Consider the following 12,782-nt stretch of genomic DNA (forward strand, 5'->3'; position numbering starts at 1 on the left):
GATCATCGAGCCTCGCTGGTTCGAGTATCCCTGCCGAGAAACCGGTCCCGGGTTTGCTGCCAGGTAGCGAGACAGTCTTCGTCATCGAGTGCAGCCCTGCCCATCTGCTGACAGCGGCGCAGATCGGTGCGCAGCGGATCGGAGGCTGAGGGAGCGACCGGTGCAGTCAGTACGGGCACCGCCTCGTTCTTGCGGGACATCTCGATCAGGCTCGCGGTGATGGCAATCGCCACAAAAACGATGGCAGCCAGCCGGGCCAGCATCTTGCCGTCCATGGGGATGTCCTCCAAAAAAAATCAGTTGTTGAACATGCGTGCGTTGCCGGGCTGGTAACCGGAGCCCGGCGTCAGAAAGCGCTGGCGCTGGATGCGGCCTTGTTCGGCCGCGGCCGTTCGTTCCGCTTCGCTCAAGGCGATCGCCCGGCCATTGGCAGCGACGACAGCAGTGAGATCGGAAAGCTGCTGGGCCTGAAGCGCCAGAAGCTGGTTGCCCGCCTGGGCGGTCTGAAGCGCACCGGTCGCCCCCTGGCTCTGACCGATCAGCGCGGACATCTGCGCGCGGTTGGTCTCGATATTACCGACGACGCCGGCCTGCACACGCAAGGCGTCCTGCAACCCGCCGATCGTGTTCTGCCAGCGGCTGCGCGCGCCGGCGATCAGCTGCTGCTCGGTCGCGCTGAGGTCGATGTTACCGTATTGCTGCTGGAACAGCTGATCGATCTGCTGGACGTCGAAGGCGATGTTCTGAGCCTCCTGGAGAAGCTGCTGTGTCCTCTGCACGGACTGCTGGAGCTGCTGTAGCGAGGAGTAAGGCAGACTCGCCAGATTGCGGGCCTGGTTGATCAGCATCTGAGCTTCGTTCTGAAGCTGAACGATCTGGTTGTTGATCTGTTCCAGCGTCCGCGCCGCCGTCAGAACATTCTGGGCGTAGTTCGACGGATCGAACACCACCCGCCAGGCATGCGCCGGCGGAGCAAGGGCTACGGAGCCCAATGTGGGAATGGTGAGGAGCGCGGCGGCAGCAACAATTGCTCGGGATCGGCGAACCGTCATGAGGAGGTCTCCAGATTGATGAGGTCGGGGATGAGATCGGCGGCCCAGGGAAGACCGCGGTGGCGCAGCCAGGCATCGAGGAAACCTTCGTGGCCGTGGTCCGCGAGGATTCCACTGATCGCGGTCTGATCGGTCTTCGAGGAGGTCGCGCAAAGGGCCAGCGCGACTTCGAAAAGGCCCAGTTCAAAGAGCCGGTTGCCGCGCCGGGACTGGCAGTAATAGTCACGTTTGGGCGTTGCCCGCGCGAGGATCTCGATCTGTCGGTCGTTGAGACCGAAGCGGTGATAGATGCCGGCAATCTGCGGTTCGATTGCGCGCTCGTTCGGCAGCAGGAGCCGTGTCGGGCAGCTCTCGATGATGGCGGGTGCAATGGCCGAGCCATCGATGTCGGACAGAGACTGCGTGGCGAAGATGACGGAGGCGTTCTTCTTGCGAAGCGTCTTCAGCCATTCCCGGAGCTGGCCCGCAAACCCCTCGTCGTCGAGCGCCAGCCAGCCTTCATCGATGATGATCAGGGTCGGCGACCCGTCGAGCCGGTCCTCGATCCGGTGGAACAGATAGGCGAGCACGGCAGGCGCGGCTCCCGTGCCGATCAGCCCCTCGGTCTCGAAGGCCTGAACGCTGCTTGACCCCAGACGTTCGCTTTCCGCATCGAGCAGCCGGCCATGGGCACCGCCGATGCAATAGGGACGCAGAGCCTGTTTGAGGTCGTTTGACTGGAGAAGGACGGAAAGGCCGGTGAGCGTCCGCTCTTCTACCGGTGCGGAAGAAAGCGATGTCAGCGCCGTCCAGATATGATCCTTAACGTCCGGGTTGACGGGTACGCCTTCGCGCATGAGGATAGCGGCGATCCAGTCGGCGGACCAGGAGCGCTCGACGGCGGCATCGATCCGGGCAAGAGGCTGCAGCGACACGCTGCTGCCTTCGGTGAGGCCGCCGCCGAGATCATGCCAGTCACCGCCCATGGCGAGACAGGCTGCGCGGATCGATCCCCCGAAATCGAAGGCGAACACCCGGGAGTTCCGGTACCTTCGGAACTGCAGCGCCATCAGCGCCAAAAGGACGGACTTGCCTGCGCCAGTCGGGCCGACGACCAGTGTGTGGCCGACATCGCCGACATGAAGGGAAAACCGGAACGGGGTCGAGCCTTCCGTCTTGCCGTAGAGCAAGGGAGGAGACGAAAGATGCTCGTCCCGCTCCGGCCCCGCCCACACCGCGCTCGAGGGGATCATGTGGGCGAGATTGAGGGTGGAGACCGGTGGCTGGCGGACATTGGCGTAGACATGACCCGGCAGGCTGCCAAGCCAGGCATCGACCGCATTGAGGGTCTCCGGCAGACATGTGAAATCGCGTCCCTGGATGACCTTCTCAACCAGCCGCAGCTTCTCATCCGCAATCTTGCTGTCACTATCCCATACCGTGACGGTCGCCGTGACATAGGCAATGCCGGCATGATCAGCGCCGAGTTCCTGAAGCGCCAGATCGGCATCGGCCGCCTTGTTCGCGGCATCGGTGTCGACGAGTGCTGACTGCTCGTTGGTCATTACCTCCTTCAGGATCGCGGCGATGGATTTGCGCTTGGCGAACCACTGGCGGCGGATCCTGGTAAGGAGTTTTGTCGCATCCGTCTTGTCCAACGGAATCGCGCGGGTCGACCAGCGATAGGGAAAGGCCAGCCGGTTGAGCTCGTCGAGCAGGCCTGGAGTCGTCGCGGACGGAAACCCGGTAATGGTGAGGACCCGCAGATGCTTGTCTCCGAGCCTTGGCTCCAGTCCGCCGGCGAGCGGCTGATCCGCGAGCAGCGCATCCAGATAGACCGTGGTCTCCGGCACGCGAACATGGTGCCGGTTGGTCGAGACCGTTGAATGCAGATAGGTCAGCGTCCCGGCATCGTCGAGCCATTCGCATTCGGGCATGAAAGCATCGATCAGCTGAAGGATCCGATCGGTACGATCGATGAACCCGGTCAGCACCTCCTGCGGGTTCAGCCCGTTGGTCTCCCGGCCTTCGAACAGCCAGCGTTCCGCGCGGGCGGCCTCTTCGGCGGGCGGCAGATAGGTGAAGGTCAGAAAATAGCTCGACTCGAAATGCGCGCCGGCTTCTTCAAAACTCGCCTTGCGTTCTGCATCGACCAGTGCTGAGGCCGCATCCGGAAAACTGCTGTCGGGGTAGTGATTGGCGGCATGACGCTGCGCCTCGACGAAGATCGCCCAGCCGGAGCCGAGACGGCGGAAGGCGTTGTTGAGACGGCCGGTGACAGCGACGAGTTCGGCCGGAACAACGCTGTCGAGATCCGGTCCACGGAAACGGACCGTGCGCTGGAAACTGCCGTCCTTGTTGAGCACCACGCCCTTCTCGACCAGGGCAGCCCACGGCAGATAATCGGCAAAGCGGCTGTTGCGCGTTCGGTATTCGGAGAGGTTCATCATCGACAGGGCCTCCGCTCACACGCTCAGATGCGCGGGAAAACGCAGATGCCGGCGTCCAACTTCAGCAAAGAGAGGATCGCGCTTGGCGGCCCAGACGGCGGCCAGATGCCCAATCAGCCAGATGGCGAGGCCGACCAACCAAAGGCGCAGGCCGAGCCCCACGGCGCCGGCGAGCGTACCGTTCAGGATCGCAATGGCTCGGGGCGCGCCACCGAGCAGGATCGGCTCGCTCAACGACCGATGCACCGCCACGGTGAACCCCGGCACCACATCACGTTGATCGAAGGTCTCCGCCATCAGATCAGCGCCCCGCCGCCGAAGGAAAAAAACGACAGGAAGAAGGAACTGGCGGCGAAGGCGATCGAGAGACCGAAAACAATCTGGATGAGGCGCCGGAAGCCGCCGGACGTATCGCCGAAGGCCAGAGACAGTCCCGTCACGATGATGATGATCACCGCGACGATCTTGGCGACTGGGCCCTCGATGGATTCCAGGATCGACTGCAGCGGCGCCTCCCACGGCATGGAAGACCCGGCAGCGTGAACGGCAGATGCGGTGAGCAAGCTGACATGAACGACGGCTACAGCGGTCGCGATGGGACGGCATACACGAAGGGTGGTCCGGATCATGAAGGATCTCCTGAATGAGAGGGAGTTGCGGGAACGGCTGGGGAAATGCGGTAGTCACCGTCGGAACCGAGGCTCTCGACACGGGAAAGCTCCACGAGCCGCCGCTGAGAGCCGCGGCCTGCTAGGACTGCGATCAGGTCGATCGTCTCCGCGATCAGGGCGCGGGGAACGGTGACCACCGCTTCCTGGATGAGCTGTTCGAGCCGGCGCAATGCTCCGATGGCAGATCCGGCGTGGATGGTGCCAATGCCGCCGGGATGACCCGTTCCCCAGGCCTTCAGGAGATCAAGAGCTTCCGGTCCGCGGACCTCCCCGATCGGAATGCGATCCGGGCGCAGACGCAAGGAAGAGCGCACGAGATCGGACAGCGAGGCGACGCCGTCTTTTGTCCGTATGGCGACGAGGTTTGGTGCGGCACACTGAAGCTCGCGGGTGTCCTCGATGAGGATCACACGATCGGAACTCTTGGCGACTTCGGCCAGCAGAGCGTTAGTCAGCGTGGTCTTGCCGGTTGACGTGCCGCCAGCAACGAGAATGTTTGCGCGTGTCGCGACGCCCGAACGGAGCGCCTCCGCCTGTGCCGGCGTCATGGTCCCGGCCGCAACATAATCCTCGAGGGTAAAAACAGCGACAGCGGGCTTGCGGATGGCGAAGGCCGGAGCGGCGACTACCGGGGGAAGAAGCCCTTCGAACCGTTCCCCCGTTTCGGGGAGTTCGGCTGAAACACGCGGCGCACCATCATTAACTTCCGAGCCGACATGGTGCGCGACCAGGCGCACGATGCGTTCGCCGTCGGCCGGTGACACCCACTCTCCGGTTCCGGACAGGCCTTCGGAAAGGCGGTCAACCCAGATATGCCCGTCCGGGTTAAGCATCACCTCAATGACGGCAGGGTCTTCCAGAAGACAAGCGATCGCGGGTCCGAGCGCTGAGCGGAGCATTCGCGCGCTGCGTGCGTGACCTTCCAGGTCTTGATGTGATGTTGCCATTAATTCCCCGTTGATGCCGGGGATGGCAGAAATGCTCCCGGACGGGGATGATTAAAAAGACCTGATTTTGGTGGGGTTCAATACCTATTCGATGGCGTCGTAGCGTGGCGTGCAAAGACAGGAAAATGGCACTTGGGCATCGCTCAGATGGCCACCTACCATACTATTGAATGACAAATTCGGGGCCGTCTGCGAACTGGCAGGTTTAGAATGCTGGTTGGCCGAAGACGACATTGCGCTAGGCAACTACCACCTCCGGTCCTGAGCCGCAGTTCGTCGGTTGCCAAGGCGCCGCGGCGCCGCCTAATCACTTCTCCCGAACGGTCGTCCCTGGGTTGGCCTTGCCATACTTCGCTGTCACGAAGCGTCCGGAGATTGCACTCCGGTAGCTGCCCCCAGTAGAACCGCTCTTTCCGGGCGCCTCCTTCACAGTGGTCCTCGGATTTGATTTCCCATAGGACTTGGTCACGTAGCGCCCTGACTTCGCACTGCGGTAGCTCCCGCCGTTGCCTTTGCCTGCCATCCAATTTCTCCTTCTCATGTTTGGCACGTTGTCTTGCCTCTCCGACGTGGAGGGGCAGTTGGGTTCCATACAAACCGAGTGACCTCCTCTGGAGGTGCTCGCATTTTCATCATGAAATGCAATAGATCGGAACCGGAAGTGTTCGCCTGATCTGATGACTTGCAGCACTCGGCGTAGGTTCCGAGCGGAATATCGCACCCGCAATATTCGTCATCGCCAAGCTCAAGCAGACGCTCAGCCGGAAGAGGCACCGATTGTCGTCCGGGCCATTTCCCGTATTTCTCAAAATAGAGATGCCGCACAGCCCAAAGGCTATAGAGGTCCAGAAGAAGGGTCACCGAGTCGCCGGGACACCATGTCTCGTCCCTTGGCTCGAACGCGCAAATCGATCCGTCGGGAAAGTTCGTGTGCCTAGGTCCGATCCAGGCTTTGCTGACTGCGGTGGTCCAGAAGCCCCAGGCTCGAACCGGCCTGCTGATGTTGTAGGGGAGTTGAACGACAAATGCGGCTCGTCGACTAAGGCCTCCGATAAGATCACTTTCAACGTAAAGCCACATCTGCCGTTCTTGAGGATACGCGAGAAGACCCGGGTAAGCGTCCCGGCATTCCCCTACGCATTCCGCATAGAGAGACCGTAGTCCTGGCTGGACGAACGGTGCTCCGGAACCGGGCGCCCCGGATTGTCCGGACGTCCCTTGCCCTCTGGCGGGCCGTTCCCATGGTCGGGTTGCGGATCGTGTCGATTGTTGCCGTGCATCGGCTTTCTCCTGGCCCGAAGGTTTCAAGATAACCAGGGAGGTATCGGGCCGAATGACCCCCCGATTAAACACTGTCGGCAGAACATCAACGTCGAGACCCGCGCCGATCGCCTTCAGATCATCTTCGACACTCTTCCTCATGCGCGTTCGTCTCTGCGTTGGTTAATGATGAATCCTGCTTGTTGACCCGAGTCGCTCGATTTCGCATATTAATGTAGGCATGAATCTCATATCAGTCAATAAACTAGACGAATCTTCTGTAGAAAGGGGTACTTTATGGTCGAATTTGGCGATCAGGCTTCAAAAAAGAAGACGAAGTGGAATGTTCAAAAGCGCTTAGAGTTCATAGAGTTCCGGCTATTTTGGACTGCTCGCCTTAATCGCAAAGACCTAGTCGACACTTTTGGAATTTCTCCACAGCAGGCCTCTGCAGACATCTCAACGTACGAGCAAATCGCTCCAAGGAACCTAAGCTATGATGCCGGCCAGAAATCGTACTTCCGATCAGGTGAGTTCGTCCCGGCGCTTCTCGGAGCATCGACCCAGAGATACCTTCTGCAACTTGTCGCCATTGAGAGCGGTTGGATGGAGTACGATGAGACTTGGTTTGAGGAAAGGCAGGCAATAGAGGTCACCACGCTCACAAAAAAGAGAGTGGATACCAATGTTCTCATGAACGTCTTGGACGCCATCCGCAATGAGCGCCAACTTGACATGGGTTATCGGTCAATGACCGGGTCAACTGCATCAACGCGATTGGTGGAACCCCATGCTCTAAGTTACAATTCCGGCCGCTGGTATGTCAGAGCTTGGTCGAGCGAACACAACGATTTTCGCGATTACAACCTGAATCGAATCCATGAAGCGACGTTGGGTCAACCTGCAACTATAGATCGCTCGCTAGACTTCCAATGGCATCACTCCATTGATCTGGAGATCGTTCCGAATCCTAACCTGCCAGAGGAAAAGCAAGCCGCAGTTGAGTATGAGTACGAGATGACGGACAAGTGCTTAAAAGTTAACTGCCGCCTATCAGTTAGTTTTTATTTGATGAGTGAACACAATCTCGATGTTGCTGACGGAGTATTACCTCCTGTCAAGCAACAGATCGTTCTGAGAAATGCGGACGAAGTGGTCCAAGCTAGAGAAGTTGCCAGAAAGCTCTCCAAAGACGCACTGAAACGCTATGCCGATGCCGCAGAGACATGAGTATTTCAGCACTGTTTCTCTTTGGCAGTAGGGCTCGCGGTGATCATTCGAGTGACTCGGACATTGATCTGCTAGCCATAAGCAGTGTGTCGGAGCCGACGGTGACGGGGATGGGTCCGGCTACCCTCTATCTCTACAGCGCAGATTGGTTGACGGCTAAAGCCGAGCAAGGCGACCTATTTGTCTGGCACATCATCTCAGAAGCATTGGCGATCTTCGATCCGCACGATGTTCTTGTTGAGCTGCAAGAGATATTTCAATTTGCGCCGAGTTACGAAGATGAAATCTTGAAGGCCTCCGATGTCGGCTGGGCGATCGTATCTCTTTGGAACGAACTGAGAGCCATTTCAATAAACAGAAGGATTGCCTGGAGCGTGCGGACGATTGCAATAGCGCGTGCGGCAGCTTCGCAAACACCTGCTTTTTCAGCTCATGCGCTTGCCGAAGTTCTCAAACATCCCAACTTAATCTCGCTAGTAGAACAGAAAGACAAAACGGAACTTTCAAAAAAATCATTGTACAACTTGATGGATTTCCTGCAGGAGTTCGGCTTCCCTCGAAGGGATGGGGAAATCAGCTCGATCGACCAGTATGTCTCCTTTTTTTGCAAAACTGAAAATAACGTTGGCCTGAAACTGCTCGAGGTGCCGGCTCCCAATTCAAGTTACGACTAGCAACACATAAGGGATGCATTCTCTATCAATGGTCCGCTTACGGGCCGGAGGAAGAAGAACCCCGTGGCAAGTCTGTCGTGCCTTGGCTTCTTCAGTGAACTTTCGCTTCCCGCTTCCATTTCCTCGTTTCTGCGGACCGTATTAGACGGCAGCTTACGGGCACCGCTCCAGAGGAGCTAAATGACTGACATGGGCGCGCATTGCTGCTTGCCAGCTCTGGCATCGTCCCTCGCAGTCAGTTGATCCATGATTGCGTCGGACAGACGTTACGAAATCAAGACGCCAAAACTATTTCGGACACAGAAACGGCCATGTTCATTTGATTGCCCTAATCTGGTTTCCCTGAAACATCCTCCGAAATTTCCTGCCTCAACTTTGGCCCTTTCGCCAATCGTCTCCCCAACGCAGTGACGAAAGCATCGTATCGTTCACCGGCCTTACCGCGCGCAGCCTGCGCTGCCGGTTCTGGAAGTGCCGGTGTAGTCGCAAGCCAGAACCGAACGAATATGGCAAGAGTCTCGACGGATATCCCGAGATCGCGCTCCAGCCGCGTCATCCGCCGGTCGATCTGGTCCAGGCGTTTGGTGATAGCTGCCTCGCGTCGCTCATCTGCGTCCGGGGACAGAAAGGAGGCAATGGCAGCCTCGACAACGAGCGACTGCGAGAGGTCCCGGCGCGCAGCATAATCGGAGAGCATCTTCATGACGTCCTGGTCGAGATAGGCAGAGATCTGCGCCTTTTTCTTGCGAGCCGCCATAGCCGTCAAAGCTCCATGCCATCACCGGGATCGAGCGAAACTTGCCTCGCCACGCCTTGCATGACCCGGGTCATCCGGCTGGTCCGGGCGGTGTCATCCTCGGTTTCGTCTATCAGATCGATCTCGAATTCGTTTTTGACCGGCTCCCTCAGTTCGGCGGGCTCAAATCTGCTGAGTTCCGGTTGGTGCCGGCGCTCTGATCCCGTTGGATCCTCGTCGTCTGCGACCTGTTCTTGCGTTCTATGGATGACCTCGGAACAGTCAGAAACCGGCAGTTCGCTCCAATCATCAGTCTGTCGTTGGAGGGGCGGAGCCGGTTCAGGCGGCGGCAGGATGCGTTCGCTGAGCCGTTTGTCCTCATAGTAACGTGCCTTTTTCGCCAGGATCGGCGGCGTACCCGCGACCATGACGATCTCATCGGTGGGTGGAAGCTGCATGATCTCGCCTGGGGTCAGCAATTGGCGTGCGGTCTCGGACCGGGAAACCATCAGATGGCCGAGCCAGGGGCTCAACCTGTGACCCGCATAGTTCTTCATCGCCTTCATCTCCGTCGCAGTGCCTAAAGCATCGGAAACCCGCTTGGCGGTCCGCTCGTCATTCGTGGCGAAGCTGACACGCACATGGCAATTGTCGAGGATCGAATTGTTAGGCCCGTAAGCCTTCTCGATCTGGTTCAGAGATTGCGCAATCAAGAAGCTCTTGAGGCCATAGCCGGCCATGAAGGCAAGGGCAGACTCGAAGAAATCCAATCGCCCCAGAGCCGGAAACTCATCGAGCATCAGAAGGAGCCGGTGCCGGCCGGCATTTGCCTGAAGATCTTCTGTCAGGCGTCGGCCGATCTGATTGAGGATCAGGCGGATCAGCGGCTTGGTTCGGTTGATGTCCGACGGCGGCACCACGAGGTAAAGGCTCGTGGGGCTTGGGCCTCCCACCATGTCGGCAATCCGCCAATCACAATGTCGCGTCACCTCGGCCACAACGGGATCCCGGTAAAGCCCCAGAAACGACATGGCCGTCGAGAGCACTCCGGAGCGTTCGTTCTCGGATTTGTTCAACAGTTCACGTGCCGCACTGGCAATAACTGGATGCGGACCGCTTTCTCCCAGATGGTCAGTTTTCATCATCGCCGCCAAGGTCGACTCGATCGGACGTTTCGGATCGGAAAGGAAAGCCGCGACACCGGCCAGTGTCTTGTTTTCCTCGGCATAGAGGACATGCAGGATGGCACCGACGAGTAGCGCATGGGACGTCTTCTCCCAGTGGTTCCGCTTTTCGAGCGACCCTTCCGGATCCACCAAGATGTCCGCAATGTTCTGTACATCGCGCACTTCCCATTCGCCTCGCCGCACTTCGAGCAGCGGATTGTAGGCGGCCGATTTCGGATTGGTGGGATCAAACAGCAGAACCCGGCCATGCCTGGCGCGAAAGCCCGCCGTGAGCTGCCAGTTTTCTCCCTTGATATCGTGAACGATGGCCGAGCCCGGCCAGGTCAGCAGTGACGGGACGACCAGACCGACACCCTTGCCGGAGCGGGTGGGGGCGAAGCAGAGCACATGTTCCGGACCGTCATGGCGGAGATAGTCTTCCTCGTAGCAGCCGAGGACTACGCCATCAGAGTTCAGAAGGTTCGCCGCTCTCACCTCTTCCCGTTCGGCCCAACGGGCGGAGCCATAGGTCTCAACGCGTTTTGCTTCGCGCGCCCGCCAGACTGACATGCCGATGGCAACAACAATGGACAGAAATCCGCCGGAAGCGGCAATGACGGCGCCGTGCAGAAAGACGTTCGGCGCATACGCATCATAGAAGTACCACCACCAGAAGAAGGCAGGCGGATAGTAGATCGGCCGACCGGCCACTTCGAACCAGGGAGTTCCGAGCTGCGCCTGAAAGCCCAAACTCCAGGCAACGTATTGCGTTGCGCCCCAGGTGGTAAGCGTCGCAATGAGAGAGACCGCCAAAAGCTGGCCCCAGAGGATTTTTGTCGCAGACATTGTGGCGGTCCCTATCGATCAAATTTTAAAGCCCGAGACCTCGTTTGCGCCCGAAGCTCCAGTCCACACCGCCACCAGAGCGGGCGACGCCGGACACAAGCTGCCCACGTTGCTTTTCGAGTGATGGGGTCCACGGAACGAGTTGGAAACCGAGACCGTCGTCGATCATGGCGAAACGTCCCGAGGCGAGGTCAAAGCGTTGGCGGTAGGTGCCGGCGACATATTCGCCGGAACCAGCACGGTTGAATGGCTGCCCGGTCTTGGCTGTCAGCCGATCGCCAAGCGCTTCCAGCTCCTTGCGGCGCAGTGTCTCGATGAGGTTTCGGGCGAAAAACATGCGCCGGCCCTTCCGCTCGGCGAAGCCCTCTTCAATCAGATGCTCTGCCCGGCGCTCAAGAGCGTCTCTGACTTCAGCCCCAAAACCACCCTCGAAGAGAGCAACGGGATCACGGGCGATGTTCTGCCGGTCGAGCCAGGTGGCCCCCGAGGCGGTGACCTGCCGCTCGATGTCGAGATCGGAGCGGACGGCGAGCGCCACGCGGCGCTGCCCGCGCGCATCATCAAACTTTCGGAGTTCAACGATAGACCCCGGCGCGCTGTCACCAGCTGCGTCAATGTCGGAAATCCTGATGTGGTGCGTCCGCCCGTCGACGCCGTCGACGACGGCATAAGCGGACCCTTTCAGCTCATCGTCGAGACCGCGCTCGACCAGGCGGCCGATGATGGGCGTGTCCAAGCTCTCCCCAGCGAGCACATAGCCTGACGACCCACGCTCGATACCCCGACCAGCCAAAGCACGATGCATCCGCTTGATGATGTCGCCGCGCTCTCCCAGTTCGCGCAACGTCGCTTCCGCACCCTCGCCAATCACCCATTGCCCGGGACCGACTTGATCGGCCAGGCCAAGCGCCTCCAACCTGCGCAAGCGTCCAACCTTCAGGGCGTGATATTCATCCGGCTGCCGGTCCGGGTCGGGCGCCGTGTCAATGATGCCGGTCCTGCGGGCGTCACGAACAAGCTGGCGGTCCAACTGGGTCCAACGCTCTGCTTCGACCTGGCGTTCCAGATGGTATCGGATATCGAGATCGGTGCACGGTCCGAGCTCCAATGTCGCCAGATCCTGAGCACGGGCGCGCATGCCTTCCTTGATGTAATCCCGGGAGATAACCAGGTCCTGGCCGTCATCGGCCTTCCCGCGCAGGATGATATGGACATGAGGATTGTCGGTATTCCAGTGATCTACGCCAACCCAGTCGAGGTCTGTGCCGAGGTCCTTTTCCATCTGACGCATCAGATCCCGACTGAAGGATCTGAGATCCGCCAGGTCCGTGGCGTCTTCCGGCGAGACGATGAAACGGAAATGATGCCGGTCGTTCTGGCAACGCTCGGCGAACTCTTTCGGATCAACAGAATCGTTTCCAGGACCAAACATCCGCGCCTTTTCCCCGTCACGGGTCACGCCTTCCCGGCCGAGGTATTTGAGATGTGCTGACATAGGTGCGGATCGTGCCGAATGCCGAACGACCCGGGTCTTGATAACCACGACACGGGATTTGCCCGCGAGCAGCCGGTTGGCCTGAACACTGGCCCTCCGGCCGCGTCCGAAGTGCGAGTGTTTGCCGGTGCTGATCCGGCCCGTGCGCGACACATGCCCGCCGGCCTTCTGGGCGGCCGCCAATGCCTGGGCAATGAACGGGCGGGCCCGCTGCGCGCGCGATGACCGGACGCGTCCGGGCCGGATGCGGAAATCGTGCTCATCGGACATGGAACA

The 12,782-nt window shown here is 59.6% G+C and carries 11 protein-coding genes; 2 read left to right on the plus strand and 9 right to left on the minus strand.

What is annotated here, in order from left to right:
- Window positions 1–2: 2 nt before the first annotated feature.
- The 6 genes from trbK-alt to trbB are packed head-to-tail and all read right to left on the minus strand — an operon-like array spanning window position 3 to window position 5,099.
- Window positions 3–275, minus strand: a complete 273-nt coding sequence (gene trbK-alt / locus JF539_RS25360; RefSeq protein ID WP_207143789.1) for a putative entry exclusion protein TrbK-alt — start codon at window positions 273–275, stop codon at window positions 3–5.
- Window positions 276–296: 21 nt separating this feature from the next.
- On the minus strand, window positions 297–1,052 hold the full coding sequence (gene trbJ, locus JF539_RS25365) for a P-type conjugative transfer protein TrbJ (RefSeq protein WP_207143793.1): 756 nt from the start codon (window positions 1,050–1,052) through the stop codon (window positions 297–299).
- The gene (trbE, locus tag JF539_RS25370; protein ID WP_207143797.1) at window positions 1,049–3,481 is read right to left on the minus strand and encodes a conjugal transfer protein TrbE; all 2,433 of its coding nucleotides are present in this window, start codon (window positions 3,479–3,481) and stop codon (window positions 1,049–1,051) included. The genes trbJ and trbE overlap by 4 nt, the downstream gene beginning before the upstream one ends.
- Window positions 3,482–3,496: 15 nt before the next feature.
- Window positions 3,497–3,778, minus strand: coding sequence for a VirB3 family type IV secretion system protein (locus JF539_RS25375; RefSeq protein WP_207143800.1), 282 nt, complete (start codon window positions 3,776–3,778; stop codon window positions 3,497–3,499).
- A complete protein-coding gene (locus JF539_RS25380) occupies window positions 3,778–4,110 on the minus strand; it encodes a TrbC/VirB2 family protein (protein ID WP_207143803.1) in 333 nt (110 codons plus the stop codon). The genes JF539_RS25375 and JF539_RS25380 overlap by 1 nt, the downstream gene beginning before the upstream one ends.
- A complete protein-coding gene (gene trbB / locus JF539_RS25385; RefSeq protein WP_207143805.1) occupies window positions 4,107–5,099 on the minus strand; it encodes a P-type conjugative transfer ATPase TrbB in 993 nt (330 codons plus the stop codon). Before trbB ends, JF539_RS25380 begins: the two co-directional genes overlap by 4 nt.
- Window positions 5,100–6,656: 1,557 nt before the next feature.
- Between trbB and JF539_RS25390 the strand changes: the two genes are divergently transcribed.
- Window positions 6,657–7,589 carry a helix-turn-helix transcriptional regulator gene (locus tag JF539_RS25390; protein WP_207143809.1) on the plus strand — a complete coding sequence of 311 codons (933 nt, stop codon included), beginning with the start codon at window positions 6,657–6,659 and terminating at the stop codon, window positions 7,587–7,589.
- A complete protein-coding gene (locus JF539_RS25395) occupies window positions 7,586–8,263 on the plus strand; it encodes a nucleotidyltransferase domain-containing protein (protein WP_207143812.1) in 678 nt (225 codons plus the stop codon). Before JF539_RS25390 ends, JF539_RS25395 begins: the two co-directional genes overlap by 4 nt.
- A 328-nt stretch (window positions 8,264–8,591) precedes the next feature.
- On the opposite strand, the gene JF539_RS25400 is transcribed toward JF539_RS25395, so the two are convergent.
- From JF539_RS25400 to JF539_RS25410, 3 genes are read right to left on the minus strand one after another with little or no spacing between them, the layout of a single operon-like run.
- Window positions 8,592–9,020: a CopG family transcriptional regulator gene (locus JF539_RS25400; RefSeq protein ID WP_207143815.1), complete on the minus strand. Its 429-nt coding sequence runs from the start codon at window positions 9,018–9,020 to the stop codon at window positions 8,592–8,594.
- 5 nt (window positions 9,021–9,025) lie between these two features.
- A complete protein-coding gene (locus JF539_RS25405) occupies window positions 9,026–11,011 on the minus strand; it encodes a conjugal transfer protein TraG (protein WP_207143817.1) in 1,986 nt (661 codons plus the stop codon).
- Window positions 11,012–11,036: 25 nt separating this feature from the next.
- A complete protein-coding gene (locus tag JF539_RS25410; protein WP_207143820.1) occupies window positions 11,037–12,776 on the minus strand; it encodes a relaxase/mobilization nuclease domain-containing protein in 1,740 nt (579 codons plus the stop codon).
- Window positions 12,777–12,782: the final 6 nt, after the last annotated feature.

It is taken from the genome of Roseibium aggregatum, from assembly GCF_017309185.1.
Lineage (GTDB): Bacteria > Pseudomonadota > Alphaproteobacteria > Rhizobiales > Stappiaceae > Roseibium > Roseibium aggregatum_B.